Annotated in this window: 15 protein-coding genes; 13 read left to right on the plus strand and 2 right to left on the minus strand. The window is 41.4% G+C overall.

Features of this window, described 5'->3' with window-relative positions; genetic code table 11:
* Position 1 precedes the first annotated feature (1 nt).
* From KW850_RS20490 to KW850_RS20520, 7 genes are all read left to right on the plus strand, one after another.
* On the plus strand, positions 2 to 1,414 hold the full coding sequence (locus KW850_RS20490; RefSeq protein WP_218349614.1) for a glycoside hydrolase family 1 protein: 1,413 nt from the start codon (positions 2 to 4) through the stop codon (positions 1,412 to 1,414).
* 39 nt (positions 1,415 to 1,453) lie between these two features.
* Positions 1,454 to 2,362, plus strand: a complete 909-nt coding sequence (locus KW850_RS20495) for an ROK family protein (RefSeq protein WP_218349615.1) — start codon at positions 1,454 to 1,456, stop codon at positions 2,360 to 2,362.
* 20 nt (positions 2,363 to 2,382) lie between these two features.
* On the plus strand, positions 2,383 to 3,258 hold the full coding sequence (locus tag KW850_RS20500) for an ROK family protein (protein ID WP_218349616.1): 876 nt from the start codon (positions 2,383 to 2,385) through the stop codon (positions 3,256 to 3,258).
* Between the two features lie 416 nt (positions 3,259 to 3,674).
* Positions 3,675 to 5,429: an ABC transporter ATP-binding protein gene (locus tag KW850_RS20505; RefSeq protein WP_218349617.1), complete on the plus strand. Its 1,755-nt coding sequence runs from the start codon at positions 3,675 to 3,677 to the stop codon at positions 5,427 to 5,429.
* Between the two features lie 8 nt (positions 5,430 to 5,437).
* Complete coding sequence (locus KW850_RS20510; protein WP_218349618.1) at positions 5,438 to 7,258, plus strand: ABC transporter ATP-binding protein; 1,821 nt, start codon at positions 5,438 to 5,440, stop codon at positions 7,256 to 7,258.
* 465 nt (positions 7,259 to 7,723) lie between these two features.
* The gene (locus tag KW850_RS20515; RefSeq protein WP_218349619.1) at positions 7,724 to 8,746 is read left to right on the plus strand and encodes an ATP-binding cassette domain-containing protein; all 1,023 of its coding nucleotides are present in this window, start codon (positions 7,724 to 7,726) and stop codon (positions 8,744 to 8,746) included.
* Positions 8,743 to 9,558, plus strand: coding sequence for an ABC transporter permease (locus tag KW850_RS20520; protein ID WP_218349620.1), 816 nt, complete (start codon positions 8,743 to 8,745; stop codon positions 9,556 to 9,558). The genes KW850_RS20515 and KW850_RS20520 overlap by 4 nt, the downstream gene beginning before the upstream one ends.
* Before the next feature lie 94 nt (positions 9,559 to 9,652).
* Here the strand turns inward: KW850_RS20520 and KW850_RS20525 are convergent, their stop codons facing one another.
* Positions 9,653 to 9,967 carry a hypothetical protein gene (locus tag KW850_RS20525; protein WP_218349621.1) on the minus strand — a complete coding sequence of 105 codons (315 nt, stop codon included), beginning with the start codon at positions 9,965 to 9,967 and terminating at the stop codon, positions 9,653 to 9,655.
* A 117-nt stretch (positions 9,968 to 10,084) separates the two neighbouring features.
* Here KW850_RS20525 and phaQ point away from each other — a divergent pair, with 117 nt between their 5' ends.
* The 6 genes from phaQ to KW850_RS20555 all read left to right on the plus strand — a co-directional run bounded on the left by phaQ (position 10,085) and on the right by KW850_RS20555 (position 15,662).
* A complete protein-coding gene (gene phaQ / locus KW850_RS20530) occupies positions 10,085 to 10,531 on the plus strand; it encodes a poly-beta-hydroxybutyrate-responsive repressor (protein WP_218349622.1) in 447 nt (148 codons plus the stop codon).
* Positions 10,506 to 11,075: a hypothetical protein gene (locus KW850_RS20535; RefSeq protein ID WP_218349623.1), complete on the plus strand. Its 570-nt coding sequence runs from the start codon at positions 10,506 to 10,508 to the stop codon at positions 11,073 to 11,075. The genes phaQ and KW850_RS20535 overlap by 26 nt, the downstream gene beginning before the upstream one ends.
* Positions 11,076 to 11,523: 448 nt before the next feature.
* A complete protein-coding gene (locus KW850_RS20540; RefSeq protein ID WP_374226372.1) occupies positions 11,524 to 13,110 on the plus strand; it encodes a spore germination protein in 1,587 nt (528 codons plus the stop codon).
* Positions 13,111 to 13,123: 13 nt separating this feature from the next.
* Positions 13,124 to 14,230 (plus strand): GerAB/ArcD/ProY family transporter, encoded by a 1,107-nt coding sequence (locus tag KW850_RS20545; RefSeq protein WP_218349624.1) that lies wholly within the window; start codon positions 13,124 to 13,126, stop codon positions 14,228 to 14,230.
* On the plus strand, positions 14,227 to 15,438 hold the full coding sequence (locus tag KW850_RS20550) for a Ger(x)C family spore germination protein (protein WP_218349625.1): 1,212 nt from the start codon (positions 14,227 to 14,229) through the stop codon (positions 15,436 to 15,438). Before KW850_RS20545 ends, KW850_RS20550 begins: the two co-directional genes overlap by 4 nt.
* A complete protein-coding gene (locus tag KW850_RS20555; protein WP_308128831.1) occupies positions 15,435 to 15,662 on the plus strand; it encodes a hypothetical protein in 228 nt (75 codons plus the stop codon). Before KW850_RS20550 ends, KW850_RS20555 begins: the two co-directional genes overlap by 4 nt.
* Before the next feature lie 459 nt (positions 15,663 to 16,121).
* Here KW850_RS20555 and KW850_RS20560 read toward each other — a convergent pair whose 3' ends face one another.
* On the minus strand, positions 16,122 to 16,361 hold the full coding sequence (locus KW850_RS20560) for a hypothetical protein (protein ID WP_218349626.1): 240 nt from the start codon (positions 16,359 to 16,361) through the stop codon (positions 16,122 to 16,124).
* Positions 16,362 to 16,424: the final 63 nt, after the last annotated feature.

Genomic DNA, 16,424 nt, shown 5'->3' on the forward strand with positions numbered 1-16,424 from the left:
AATGGACATTAAGCTGCAAGAAAATAACCTTGCCTATCGTTTTCCAAAAAACTTTTGGTGGGGAAGTGCCGCATCAGGCCCGCAAACAGAAGGCGCAGCCCATTTAGATGGAAGAAAACCAAGCGTTTGGGATTACTGGAACAGTATTGAGCCGGAATGTTTTCATAATGGAGTAGGACCGGAACATACATCCGATTTCTATCATCGGTATAAACAAGATATCCAGCTGATGAAAGAGACAGGCCATAACTCCTTCCGCACCTCGATTCAATGGTCACGTTTGATTCCAGATGGAGCAGGAGAAGTAAATGAGAAGGCTGTTGCCTTTTACAACCAGGTCATCGATGAACTGATTGCTAATGACATCGAACCATTTATGAATTTATACCATTTTGATATGCCTATGTGCATGCAGGAAAAAGGCGGATGGGAAAGCCGGGAAGTCATCGATGCCTATGTGAAGTATGCCGAAACCTGCTTTCGATTATTTAGCGACCGTGTGAAATATTGGTTTACCTTTAACGAACCGATTGTTCCTGTCGAGGCGGGCTATTTATATAATTGGCATTATCCTAATGTAACAGATTTCAAACGGGCTGCCGTTGTTGCCCACCATACGATTGTGGCCCATGCAAGGGCGGTAGAGTCCTTTAAGAAATTGAATGTGGATGGCAAAATCGGCATCATCCTAAACTTAACCCCAACTTATCCAAGAAGCAAGGATGCGGAGGATGAGACCGCAGCCCATATTTCGGATCTATTCTTTAACCGCAGTTTTCTCGATCCAGTCACAAAAGGGGAGTATCCGCGTGACTTGGTTGATATTTTAAAAGAAAGAGACCTGCTTCCAACTGTGGAGGTCAGTGATTTGGAAGTGATAAGAGATAATCGGATTGATATTTTAGGTGTGAACTACTACCAGCCGCGCCGCGTAAAAGCCAAGGAGAAGCCGGAACCGGAGAATGCTCCGTTTATGCCGGAACATCTATTTGATCCGTATATCATGCCAGGGCGGAAAATCAATCCGCACCGCGGCTGGGAGATTTGCGAGGAAGTCATCTATGACATTATGATCGATCTTCGTGACCATTATGGCAATATTCCCTTCTTCATCTCCGAGAATGGCATGGGGGTTGAAGGCGAGGAGAAGTTTCGCAACGAAGAAGGATTTATTGAGGATGATTACCGGATTGAGTTTGTGAAAGAACACTTAAAATGGGTACATAAAGGAATTCAGGAAGGGGCCAATTGCCTGGGATACCATATCTGGACATTCATGGATAACTGGTCTTGGACAAATGCCTATAAGAACCGCTACGGATTGGTAGAAGTAGATTTGAAGAATGGTTTAAAACGCACCATTAAGAAATCGGGCAGATGGTATAAGCTGCTGGCAGAGAACAATGGATTTTAAGCCTGGTGGAGCCAAAATTCTAATAGTAGGGGGATTCCAATGAAAGCCTACATGGTATTCGATATTGGCGGCACATCTATTAAATATTCGGTTATGGATGAAACGGCCAAGAAACTGATAAGCGGAAAGCTGGCAACGCCCAAAGATGGATTGGAGAGTTTCCTGCTGACTTTACAAAGAATAGTAGAAAAATATTCGGCTGATTTTGATCTTCAAGGAATTGCGGTAAGTTCTCCGGGAGCTGTAGATGTAAAAACAGGCTTTATTGGCGGGGCCAGTGCGATTCCCTATATACATGGGGTGAACATGGCTGGCCTCATAACGGAACGGACGGGACTTCAGGCAGCGATTGAAAATGATGCAAATTGTGCTGCCTTGGCGGAAGGCTGGTTAGGTGCGGCCAAAGGAACGGATTACTATATTTGTATTGTGATAGGAACAGGAATTGGCGGCAGTATTGTCATGAACCAATCGATTTTACGCGGGGCTTCGCTTCACGGAGGGGAGTTCGGTTACATGATTATGGGAGCACCCTTCCAAAATCCGCTTCAAGCAACCTGGAGCCTTGTGGCTTCCACCAATGCCCTTGTGGAGGAAGTGAAAAAGAGAAATTCGCTTGAAAAAGGGGAGCTGAACGGAGAAGAGGTATTTCGTTTGGCCGAAGAAGGTGACCCGATTGCCCAAGAATGTCTTTCCGAGTTTTATCAGAGGCTTGCAATCGGTATCTATAATTTAAAATATGCCCTAGACCCGCAAAAAATCCTCATTGGCGGCGGAATTAGCAAACGGCAGGAAGTGATTGCTGGGATCAATCGTGAATTAAAGGGGCTAAGAAATGATATTTCCACGTTACATATTGAAGTGGAAGCATGTCAATTTGGTAATGATGCCAACTTAATCGGGGCATTGTTTCATTTCCTGAATGACAAAGGCCGGTTTGAAGAATAATAGATTAGGAGGAGTTGCGAATGCTGGGTGCGATTGAAGCGGGAGGGACAAAATTTGTTTGTGCCGTCGGAGACGAAAAGGGAAAGATGGCGGACCGGATTCAAATCCCCACTACTACCCCGGAAGAAACCATTCCAAAAGTAATCGACTTTTTTAAACGATATCCAGTGGAGGCAATCGGGATTGGCTCGTTTGGTCCCATTGATGTCAACCGGGAAAGTCCCACTTACGGACATATTACGTCGACACCAAAACCAGGGTGGAAGGATTATCCGTTCGTGCAAACGGTTCAGGAAGCATTTGATGTTCCAATCGGCTTTCATACCGATGTAAATGCGGCGGCTTTAGGAGAGGCGACCTTTGGTGCAGCCGAAGGACTGGACAGTTGCTTATATATTACTGTGGGAACAGGAATTGGCGCAGGAGCGCTTGTTCAGGGACAGCTGCTTCAAGGGTATTCTCATCCGGAAATGGGGCATATTTTGGTCAAACGTCATCCGGAGGATCCATATCAAGGGAGGTGCCCGTACCACGGTGATTGCCTGGAAGGACTGGCGGCCGGCCCTGCCATTGAAGAACGCTGGGGTGAAAAATCAATCCACTTGGCGGGCCGGAAGGAAGTATGGGAATTGGAAGGATACTATATCGCCCAGGCCCTGATGCAATATATTCTGATTCTTTCTCCGAAAAAGATTATCCTTGGCGGCGGCGTCATGAACCAAAAACAAGTTTTCCCTTTTATCTATCAGTATTTAGAGGAGTTTCTGCGTGATTATGTTTCATTGCCGGAGCTTTCAGAATATATTGTAACCCCTGGTTTAGGCAATGATGCAGGGATTACAGGGGCGCTTTTGCTGGCCCATCAGTCATTGATTGAGAGCAACAAAGACTATTAATAGAAAAGCGTACCACTTCGTAGTGTGGTACGTTTTTTTGATTCTGTTTTTGATCAACAGTGTTCTTTATTTTAACCAATGAAACTATGTTTTTACCAATAGGACGGAAGGGATAGTACTGCTAAAATAGTGGAAAGGCTTACATTGGTGCCAGTTTATGGCATTAAGTGAAACTATGTTTATTAAAGGAGGTGGAGTTTATCAATCAAATAATCTTTTGATGCATTACATAGTGAGCCATTTGTAAAGGTGCTATTGGTTAACGGTGGTAACTCGCTGGTGGTACCTATAAGCTTCGTTCACCATTTTTCAAGAAAAATTTAGACAACCTAATTTAAAGATTTTCGAAATATTTCTAACTTAGACTTATATATATGTAAAGCATGTAAATTTATAGGTTTCATAAGGAGGAAAAAATGTTCGTTTTTAAAAAGTTAAAGTCGTTTTATCTTCCTTTTAAAAGGGATTTCATCTGGTCGCTGCTCTTTATGCTGATTGTCGCAGCCATTACAGTCATCTATCCGGTCATTTTGCAGGTAACCATTGATGATGTTGTGCTTGGCCGGCAATATGACTGGGTGCCATGGATTGCCCTGGGGTTTATCGCGCTTATGGCGGTAAAAGCCTTCTCTACTTTCATCCAGCATTATTTGGCGGATATGTTCGGCATTAAATCCGTGTTTATGCTTAGAAATGCCTTATATGAAAAACTGCAGCGGTTATCGTTCAGCTATTATGATAACGCAAAGACAGGGGATTTAATGTCTCGTTTAACCGCGGATGTGGAAGGGTTTCGTTTTTTTGTATCCTTCGGTTTTTGCGAGGTCCTTCGCTTTATTATTGTCGTGGGCACCAGTCTTTGTGTGATGTTCTATTATTCCGTCTCCCTGACTCTGGTCACGATGATGTCGCTGCCTTTTTTAAGTGTGGTGGTTTATAAGTTCGACAAAGCCGTCCATCCGGCATTCCGCGGGATTCGCGAATCGTTCGGCCGCTTAAATACAATGGTGCAGGAAAATATTAACGGGATCCATACAGTTAAAGCTCTGTCCAAAGAAAAGGAGGAAATGAAGCGCTTTAACTCCTCCAATCAAGAGTACAGGACCAAACAGCTGTATACGTCGGGGGTATGGTCGAAATATTTCCCGCTGATGGAGCTGATCGGCAATATTTCCGTTGTCACGCTACTGGCGTATGGAGGATTTCAAGTGATCAATGGGGCCTTAAAGCCTGGGGAGCTTGTCGCTTTTTACAGTCTTGTTTGGTATATTATTTGGCCGATTATGAACTTGGGATTCACCATCAATATGTTCTCCCAGGCAAAAGCTTCCGGCGAGAGACTTCTGGAAGTATTGGAAGCGGATGAAACGATTATTGACGGCGATGACATCAGGAGTACCGGCAGAATGGAAGGCAAGGTGGCCTTCAATCAGGTCACGTTCCACTATCAAACGAAAGAGGCAGCAGCGCTCAAGGAGATTACTTTTTCCGCGCTTCCAGGGACAACAATTGGGCTTATTGGCGCAACAGGCTCCGGGAAAACAAGCATCATTCAGCTTCTGTCCCGCTTTTATGAACCGACTGCAGGTGAAATTCGGATTGATGATCGTCCTATTCAGGAATATGGGTTGAAAATGCTGCGTTCGCAAATTGGCGTTGTATTACAGGAAACCTTTCTGTTTTCATCCACCATCAAGGCAAATATCGCTTACGGAAGGCCGGATGCGGAGATGGAGGAAATTATCGATGCGGCCAAACGGGCGCAGGCCCATGATTTTATTATGGAGCTGCCTGAAGGATATGACACGAAGCTGGGAGAACGGGGGATGGGGCTCTCCGGGGGGCAAAAACAACGGATTGCGATTGCACGAGCCATCTGTATGAATCCTGCGATTCTCATTTTAGATGATTCAACAAGTGCGGTCGATATGGAAACTGAATTTCAAATTCAGAAGGCCCTCCGCGAGGTCATGAAGGGAAGAACGACGCTTATTATTGCCCATCGTATTTCATCACTAAAGCATGCCGATGAAATATTGGTGCTGGATCAGGGAAGAATCATCGAACGTGGTACACACGAACAGCTGCTTGCCCATGATGGAGCGTACCGGCGCATCTACAACATTCAATATCAAGATCAGGCAGCCATTATGCAAAAGACGGGAGGGTAAGTGAAAACATGGAGGAAAAACGAAAGAAACAACTAATCCTCGAGCGGTTTCATTACTCTCAGGATGAAGTGATTGATAAATCATTTAAATGGAATCAGATGTGGCGCTTGCTGCAATACTTAAAGCCCTATACGAAAAATTTACTGCCCCTTTCGTTTATGGCTGTGATCATTTCAACATCCATCCGTTTAATCATACCGATTTTAATTGGCGTCTATACACTTGACAAGGCGCTTGTTGAAAAAGATACAACCTTATTACTCCAGCTGATTCTCATCATTTCAGGGCTGTATGTTTTATCCTATTTTGTCAATTTGCTAAGAATCCGTTGGATGAACAAGCTTGGGCAAAATGTCATTTATGATTTGCGGAAGCATTTGTTTACACATGTGCAGTCCCTATCGCACAGGTTCTTCGACCAGCGTTCGGGCGGGTCGATTCTTGTACGGATTATGAATGATATTAATTCATTGCAGGAGTTGTTTACAAGTGGTGTTATTAATCTATTAACCGATTTTCTCCTATTGCTTGCGACGATTATTATCTTATTTTCTTTGAATGCAAAATTAACGGTTGCGATTATGGTGATTTTGCCGATTATGTTTTTCATCTCCACCAGCCTGCGAAAAAAAATCCGGCTGCAGTGGCAATCGGTTCGGCTCGTCCAGTCGAAGCTCAATTCCCATTTAAATGAAAGTATTCAAGGAATTCGCGTCACACAGGCCTTTACCCAAGAAAAAGAAAACATTCAATTTTTTAAGGGAGTCAACCAGGAAAACTTTGAAACTTGGAAACAAGCTGTCCATAAAAATGCCATGTTTGGACCGTTTGTCGAGATCACCAATGCTATCGGGACGGCCATTCTCATCTGGTACGGGGCTTTTCTTGTCGCGGGCGGTGAAAGTACGATTGGGGAATTTGTCTCCTTTGCCTTTTATTTAGGGATGTTCTGGGAGCCGATTTCACGTCTTGGTCAGCTGTATAATCAGCTGCTGATTGGGATGGCTTCTTCTGAGCGGATTTTTGAGTTTTTAGATGAAAGGCCGATTGTGGCGGAGGCTTCAAACCCGTTGGTTCTCCCTTCTATTAAAGGGCAGATTGATTTTGAGGGTGTGGAGTTTTCCTATGATGCCTCGCGGAAGGCGTTAAACGGTATTTCTTTTTCCATAAAATCGGGGGAGACGGTCGCACTTGTTGGACATACGGGCTCCGGGAAGACGACCATTGCCAACTTGGTCAGCCGCTTTTATGATGCTACGTCAGGTGTTGTAAAAATCGATGGCCATCCCGTTCACGAATTGTCCGTTGCTTGTCTCCGTTCGCAAATTGGTGTGGTCCTGCAGGATACGTTTATCTTTTCAGGAACGATTTTGGAAAATATCCGTTTTGGAGATCCGAAAGCAAGTGACGAGGAAGTGATGGCTGCAGCGAAGGTAGTAGGAGCTGATTCGTTTATTAACCAGCTTGCCAATGGCTATCAAACGGAGGTGGAAGAGCGGGGCAATATCTTGTCTGTGGGTGAGCGCCAGCTACTTTCATTCGCCAGAGCCCTTCTCGCTGGGCCGAAAATTCTCATTTTGGATGAAGCCACCGCAAGTATTGACACGGAAACAGAGGTCAAGATTCAAAAGGCATTAAGAACGTTATTAAAAGGAAGAACAGCGATTATGATTGCGCACAGGTTATCGACGATCAGGGAAGCAGATAAAATCTTGGTGCTTGATCATGGAAATATTCTTGAGCAGGGAAACCATGACACTCTGATGGCTAAACAAGGAGTTTATTATGAATTAGTGAAAGCCCAATACAAAATGCTTGATGTGGTGTGATGGCTGACACCAAATTATGGACCTAGGCAAACGAAGGTGGAGGGGTTGTAAAATGATACAAAGAGCTCATAAAGCCCGCCATAGAAAGAAAAATGCCATGGTGGTCGATAGAGCCATTCATAATGCCTATCAGCCCAAAAATTTTGCTATGTCGGCCGAGTAAGAGCGGTTCCTAAATTTTTTGAAATAATAACAAAAAGCCTAATCAATTAAGGATTAGGCTTTTTGTTGGTAATTCCAATTAATTAAAATAATACCGTTTTAACTTGGTTCTGTTTGATCGGAACGTTAAAGTGATTATCTTCTAATTTCAGTGGAGCTATTGGACGTTCGTTTAGGTTACCTTCCTGTGGTAAAGGAGGTAAGACAATTGTACAGATTAGATGGAATTCTCAATAGTTCATCTTCAATTCACAAATGTTTGCTACTCTGTTTATGTATTCAGTTATATGGGGAGGAAATGAAATGAATTATATAAATAAAAAGATAACATTTCCGGAAAATGGAGATTGGGCTGTTGAAGCACGTGGACTTGTTAAAACGTTTGGCGACAACCGTGCTGTTGATGGGGTAGATTTGAACGTACGTGCCGGTACTATCTACGGTGTGCTTGGTCCCAATGGAGCAGGGAAAACTACCACAATCAGAATGCTGGCCACGCTTTTACGATCAGACGAGGGTTCAGCAAAAATCTTTGGACACGATGTAGTGAAAGAAGCACAGATTGTACGTCAACTAATTGGAGTGACTGGCCAGTACGCATCGGTAGACGAGTCACTTAGTGCTACGGAGAATTTGGTCATCTTTTCTCGACTGTTAGGACTAGGGCGTGCAGAGTCAAAACGTAAGGCAAACGAGTTGTTAGAGGAATTTGGTTTAACAGAAGCTGCAAAACGTCCTTTGAAAAATTTCTCTGGTGGTATGCGTCGCAGATTAGATTTAGCGGCAAGTCTCATTACACAGCCACCGCTTATCTTCTTGGATGAACCGACGACTGGACTGGATCCACGAACACGTAATCAAATGTGGGAGACCATCCGCCGATTGGTAAAGATGGGATCAACGGTATTGTTAACAACGCAGTATTTACAAGAGGCAGATGAACTTGCTGATAGGATAGCGGTTATCGATCGTGGCAGAGTTGTTGCCGAGGGAACTGTGGACGAATTGAAAGCGTCAGTTGGGAACTCATCGTTACAATTGAGAATAAAAAATACAAAAGATATGGAAAACGCTCGTCATACGGTTGAACGGGTACTTAAAGTTAAGTCAAGTGTGTCGTCCGAAGGTGTGAAGATTATTGCACCAATGGCGGATGCTAACAAAGTGACTGACTTACTTATCGCCTTCCGTGAGTCAGGAATCCAATTGGCTGAGTTGAGTGTGCAAAAACCAACACTCGATGAAGTTTTTTTAAACCTTACTGGTCATGGTGTAGAGGACACATTGCCTGGTGAAACGGGAGAAGTAGGGGAGGTAGGCATATGAAAAACAATACAAATGAGTTGGTTTCTAATCGCCAATTAAAAAATAACACAAGCATCGGTCAAACAGTACGTAACTCGTTTACAATGGCCTATCGAGGTTTGTTGAAAATTCGTCGCACACCAGAACAATTGTTTGACGTTACACTTCAGCCCATCATTTTCACGCTGATGTTTACTTACATTTTTGGCGGGGCAATCTCTGGGAACGTACAGGACTATTTACCAGTCATCATTCCAGGTATCCTCGTTCAAACGGTGATTTCAACCTCCATTGTCACTGGGGTCCAACTGCGTGAGGACATGGATAAAGGCGTGTTTGATCGATTTAAGTCTTTGCCGATTGCACGTATTGCTCCGTTAGCAGGAGCATTGTTGGCAGATAACATTCGGTATGCCATTGCCACTGTGCTTACTTTTGTTATGGGATACGTTATGGGGTATAGACCTGATGGAGGTCTAGGTTATGTCGCAATCGCTGGACTACTTGTGATTGTGTGCTCTTGGGCAATTAGCTGGATTTTTGCCTTCTTCGGTGTGATTGCACGTACGGCTTCAAGCGTACAAGGAATCTCGATGCTAGTGCTGTTCCCACTTACTTTTCTTTCTAATGCTTTTGTTCCAGTTGAGACCATGCCTAATTGGCTTCAGTGGTTCGTGAAGTTCAACCCGGTTTCCCATCTTGTGACAGCAGTCAGAGAGCTTGCCAATTCTGGAACCATTGGAACGGATTTCGGCATCTCTCTCATTGGGGCTGCTGTCATTGTATTGATCTTTGCACCTATCACAGTACGTGCATATATGCGCCGAGCATAGACATGTTTATTCGTTAGATTTAATGAAAAGGATCACAGCAACATGCCATAGAAGAAAGTAAAGTAGGTTAGAATATTTAATTTAAATCAAGACATTAGAATAATATCTCTGTTAACAAAAAGGTTTCGCTCCCCGTGAAGCCTTTTTGATTTGCTTTAAGTTCCTTTAGAGCAATACTAAAATGCGTAATGGTGCTAGTGTTCTTGCTTAAAAGCGGTCTACGAAAACTGGCTGCTTTTTTATTTGTGTTTCTGTTTTGACTAAATTTAGCCACAGCAGTCCAGTGAGGGAAGTCATTCATGTAAGGCGGCCCAATCTGGATTATGAATAAGAATTGAGACTGTGTGCTCATAATAAATGAAGAACCAGGTGTATCCGAATCTTGATCAGTTGAATCAGTAATAGCCATCTCTTGTTCCAACGTAATAACATAAATAATATTATAAATAATTTATAATAAAAATGGTTGACATAATATTCCTGTAGGTGTAAATTACACATATAGAAGAACTAAGGAGATAATCCCATGGCAAAAGATAGCGCCAATCAAACCATTCAACCATCAAAGAGTTTTGTTCTGCCTTTTATATTATTAAATCTTAGTAAAATGTCACTTCATGGATACGAGCTATTTCAAAAGCTTGAAACATTTGGGTTTAATACGATTGATCAAGGAAACTTATATCGGCTCCTTCGTCAGATTGAAAAGGAAAACCTTGTTTCATCTGAATGGGATACTACTGGAAATGGTCCTGCAAAGAGACGTTACACAATCACGGAGGTAGGCGTTACATACTTAAAGGGATATGCAAATCAATTAGAAACCTACCAATCAATGTTAGATCAATTCTTCACAATGTATTCTAATTTACTAGAGCTCTATATCCCTTCAATTAAAAGGAAGGATCCAATAGAGAAAGGCACCAATGACAAGAGGAGGAATGAAAATGAATACACCGACAAAAAAAAGTGAGCAAGCAAAGAAAGCTGCTGAAGTTAAGGAAAAAGGATATCAAGTCATGCCATTTGTAGACACATTATGGAATCAATTCGAGCTATCGTTAGATTGGGCAAAGGAACTACAAGAAAGTGGAGAAGAAGCTTATCTAAAGACTGTAAAAGAAACGACTAAGTTCAATAAAGACTTTAGAAATTCTTTTTTAAATCTTTATCAAGAATCTAAAAAGACTAACAGTGAAATCGTTGATAGTGTAAGCGCCCTTAATAAAAAAAATGATGCCTTACAGATTGATTTTTCAGAGCTTACAGACCAATTTCGAGATGTATCTGATCGTGTAGAGAATCTAGCGTTAACTCCAATTAAATTATCCTTCGATCTAATGGATCGATTTGATAATAGCCTTGTGGAAAATAGTGAGAATTATGTACACTATGTAAGAGAGCGTCGTAACGACTTGCTAAATGTTACAAGTGAATATGTAGAATTTGCAAAAAACAACCATAAAAACATCTTTTCCATGATCGAGCAAAGTGTAAAAGTACTTGTTAATAAATAATTAATAAGGATAAATCATTAAGATTCATCCTTAAAAATAGTAAAGAGACAATCGTTCGGGCGATTGTCTCTTTTTTAAATTCAAAATCTATTACTTGGATTATAGTTTAAAAAAATTTTTAATTATCTACCAGAAAATAGGAAGGCACAGATTTCAGCTACAATGGTATTTTAATTTTAACGATAGATAAGCGACCGATTTCTTCAATCTAGAAAATGAACAATTGTAATAAATGCTGATCTATCAGTCATTTTATAATTGTTCATTTTTTATTTTATATAGCAAATTTTATTTATGCGCCAAACTAAGTATCCTTTGTTTAAAGGTGGGAAAAATAAAGAAGCGAAAACAAGATTTTCCAATTTACAAACAAATACTCGCATGAATGTCAAAAAAATGATGATTATAATGCCTATTGAAAATGATTTTGTTATATAGGAGATTGATCATGGATTTGTATAAAAAAATGTTAATAAAGAAGATGAAGAAAGGAAGGTCTCATGGTCCTGATCAAAATCAAGGAATGGATTCTCAGTCTCACTCAAAACATGATTCTCTAACGATGAGTCTAGAGACAAATTTACATATTATCCAATCCATTTATACTAAATGCCCCGATGTCTTTTTTCGCTTGTTTTTAATTGGCGGAAGAACAAAAGCCGTCCTTATTTATATTGAGGGTCTATCTAATACTGAAGAAATTGATAAAAGCGTACTTTCACCGCTGATGCAGCAAACAACAGCTGATAACTTGAATATGAATACGATATTTGAACAGAATTTAACGGTCTCTAATATAAAAGAGATCCGATCGTTTTCTGAAGTGATTGAGCAAATTTCATCAGGCAATCCTGTGATTCTCATCGATCAACAATCCTTTGGCGTTTCTGTGGGATTGGCTAAGTGGGAGAAGCGATCGATTGAAGAACCGCTGTCCGAAGCCGTCGTTCGTGGTCCTCGTGAAGGATTCACTGAAACTTTGACGGTTAACACTTCATTATTAAGAAGAAAAATTAAAAGTCCCAGTCTTAAAATCACCTCCATGAAAATCGGCCGACACACCCAGACTCAAGTCATGATTGCTTATATGGAGGGCATTGCCGATCCTACCCTAGTGGAGGAGATAAATAACCGGCTACAGCGTATTGATATCGACGGTATTTTAGAAAGCGCTTATATCGAAGAATTTATTGAAGATCATCCTTTTTCTCCCTTTCCACAAGTCTTAAATACAGAACGACCCGATGTGGCAACATCCAGTCTCCTTGAAGGGCGAGCAGTCATTTTAGTAGATGGAACTCCTTTTGTCATGATTGTTCCAACGACATTATTTTCCCTGCTTCAATCTCCAGAGGATTATTATCAGCGTTTTATGATCGGGACATTAATTCGATGGCTTCGATATAGCTTTGTCATGATTGCATTACTGCTGCCCTCTATATATGTGGCGATTCTAACCTACCATCATGAGATGATCCCTACTAATCTGCTGCTCAGTATTGCAAAAACCAGGGAAGAAATTCCTTTTCCTGCTCTTGTCGAGGCGCTCATTATGGAAATCACTTTCGAAGTGCTTAGAGAAGCTGGAATTCGGCTACCCAAACAAGTCGGATCAGCGGTCAGCATCGTTGGTGCATTAGTTATCGGACAAGCAGCCGTTTCTTCTGGACTTGCTTCAGCACCAATGGTTATGGTAGTGGCGATTACAGGAATCGCATCCTTTGCCATACCTCGGTATAATGCTGCGATCGCAATCAGAATGCTGCGCTTTCCCATCATGTTGTTAGCAGGTACATTAGGTCTGCTCGGGATTATGCTTGGGATTATTGTCATCCTTATTCATTTGTGCACGATGCGTTCCTTTGGTGTGCCGTATTTGTCGCCAATAGGCCCGATGAAAGGTCCAGAATTGAAAGATGTACTGATAAGGGCACCATGGTGGTCACTTACTTCCCGACCACGCCTAACCGGGAATTATAACAAATATCGACAGGCCTCCGGACAAAAACCGGATCCTACGAAAGGTACCGAGTAGGAGTTGAAAAAAGATGATTGAAAAGGGGAAAATATCGGCTGTTCAGATGGCCATTATCATGAACCCAACTATTTTGGCAACCGCATTGCTATTAGTTCCAGCAGTTACAGCGAGACATGCAAAGCAAGATCTGTGGATATCACCTATTTGGGCATCCATCATTGGGTTAATAGTTGTTTATGTGGCCTTTCATTTAAACCGTTTATACCCTAAAGAAACCATCATTGAATACAGCGGTCATATCCTTGGCAAGATTCCAGGGAAGGTCTTAGGGTTTTTTTATCTATTTTTTTATTTGCATATCAATGGCATCATCATTCGAGAATATGGGGAGTTTGTTATCGGAACTTTTCTTATGCAAACTCCGATGATTATTGTGATATCCGCTATGATTTTAGTCAGTGCCTTTGCCGTATACGGCGGAATCGAGGTCATCGCTAGAGCTGCTCAAATCATTGTACCAGTGGTAATCATTCTCTACCTATTAATTTCATTCATGCTTATGAAGGACTTGGAAGTTAAAAATATACTACCAATTATGGAGCATGGAATGAAGCCTTCCTTTATGGGTTCTATCGTTCCTCAAAGTTGGTTTAGTGAATTTCTTCTCATTACCTTTATGCTGCCATATTTGAAGGACAGACAAAAAGGCTTCAAGTGGGGATTTATTTCAATATGCAGCATTTTGTTTATTTTGGTTCTAGCGAATATATCCACGTATATGTTATTTGGAGGACTTACAGGTACTTTTACTTATCCAGTAATGGTTGCCGTCCGCTACATCAGTATTGCTGATTTTCTAGAACATTTGGAGGCAATTGTAATGGCCATCTGGGTCACTGGTGTATTTGTGAAAATAACCATATTCTTTTATGCCCTTGCTCTTGGAACAGCCCAGTGGCTTAATCTTTCCGATTATCGCCCAATCATATTGCCGATTGGCTTACTTTTAGTCATCTTTGGTTTATGGACAGCACCCAATTTGCCAGAACTAGAACATTTTCTAAGTACGTCAGCTCCTTTTTACTTTTTAACCCTGCAGCTAGGCATTCCATGTGTTTTGCTTCTTATCGCTATGTTAAGAAAAAAAGTACAACAGAATAAGGGTGAAATAAAATGAACTCTTCTTTCTTTTTATCGAATCGAAAAAGAATAATCTTTATATTCTCCTTAATTTTGACTGTTTTCTTTCTAGCTGGTTGCTGGGATCGAAGAGAAGTGAATGATTTGGCCATCATTACTGCTGCTGGTATCGATAAAAAAACAGATAAGACGATTGAGTTAACCGCTCTTGTCTTTGTTCCAAAATCAGCAGGCGGGCAGCAGATGGGGGAAAGCGGTGGGGACGGCAGAGCAACAAAATTAGTGCGATCAGCAGAAGGGAATACAATTGCTGACGCGATGTCTAAGCTTCAGCAAGAATTCCCACGCAAGTTATTTTGGGGGCACGATGATGTGTTTATCATCGATAAGGAATTATCTAATGAGGATTTACGGCCGCATCTTGATTTTATCCTTCGTCATCCACAGCTTCGTGAACGTTCCCACGTATTTATTAGTCAGCAGAAAGTAAAAAAAATTCTGAGCCTTGAGCCCCCTTTAGAACGAAGTTTATCGGAAGTGCTCCGAGAATTAGCCGTTTTGAAAATTGGAATGGATATAACCGTGAAGGATTTGGCTCAAATGTTAATCAGTGATTCAAAAGCTGCTGCTGTGCCCTATATCAAAATATTGCCTCCTCAATCAGGTTTGGGAAAAAAACAAACCATTGCCTATATTGTTGGTACAGCCGTGTTAAAAGAAGGAAAAATGGTTGGATATCTAGATGAGTCAGTGACAAGAGGAGTATTATGGCTAAGAAACGAAATAAAATTAGCAGTTGTCACGCTAAAACCAAAGGATGCGCAAGGCTTCATATCGTTGAATTTGCGTAGCAGCCACTCCAAGCTGGTACCGAAAATAAAAAATGGAAAATGGAAAATCACATTGAAAATAAATACTGAAGATGATATTATCCAAAACGCTACCAAATTAGACGTATTGAATCCTAAAGTGATCAAGACGCTAGAAAAAGACTTGGTAGAAAATATTGATCAGAGAGTGGAAATGGCGTTAAGCCTGGTTCAAAATGACATGAATGCCGATATTATTGGATTTGCAGATGCTTTTCATCGTGCCTATCCTGAAATTTATGAAAAACACAAGAACAAGTGGGACGATATTTTTCAAAATATTGAGGTAACGATTGAAACCAGAGCGAGGGTTCATAGACCTGGTATGGTTACCACTCCCTCGGCAATTCCAAATGAAGAGGTGGAGAATGAGTGAAATGGGGCATGTTCGCAGGGAATAGCATCATTGTAATACTGATCGTTTTATTCGAATGGCCAAAAATGAAACCAAACCAGAAAAAGGAAAAAGCTGCCTTAGTTACCCTTTCTCTTTTAGGATTGCTCCTAGCTCAATTGTTGGTTTTTTTTCCAGATCTACCAGGTCCGACTCAGTTCATTGATCGTCTATTTAGACCGTTAGGAAAATTGCTCGAGGAATGATTCGGGTGATGGCAGACAGGCCCTGGTTGGAACAGATAAAAGGTCATTGATCATGTCATCTCTCGACATACTTCTCGGGTATTTAGAAGGATAAACTTAGGAATGGAGTGCGCTGAGCCAATTTTTAATCAAACGTTTGGTTAGTTGCGAAAAGGCAGGGGGTTAATAGAATCATGGAAGTTTGCGAGAAACCCATCTGATTTTGTAAAAAGATGGGTTATTTCCTGCGGAATTTTCCAGCGAGTCTCGACAATCTTCTTGCTCTCTTTTTAGGTGAAGTTCTTATCCATCAGTACATGCAGTTGTTTCAATCAAACGTTTGATTAGTATAGCCTATTTGGAATTTGGTCGAAAGTGTGTCGGTACGTGACGGAAGAGGATAGTGATGGTTAGATGCCTAATCTGAGAAAAAGAAAAAAACCACGCTGTTGACCAGCATAGTTTTGATGGTTTTGGGCGTTATCCCGCAAACGCTTTCATCGATTTAAGTAAATCTTTGACCGCTTGTTTGGCACTCTCTTTTTTACTTTTTTGAAATCCGGTTCCTGTTAAAGACTCATGGCATAGAAAGGAGTTGGTTGCAAAGCTTTTGTAACCGTTCGGAACGGTGAAAATTTCTACTGTAATGGTCAATCTCTTGCCTGTGTAGATTTTAATAATCTCGACCTCGTCACATTTGATCTTTGTTACCACTCGCATATTCTAACCTCTCCTCCATAAAGGCTGCCGAATTCACTATACCTTTAAAAAGTATACGTTAAA

The sequence above is a fragment of the Bacillus sp. sid0103 genome, from assembly GCF_019219025.1.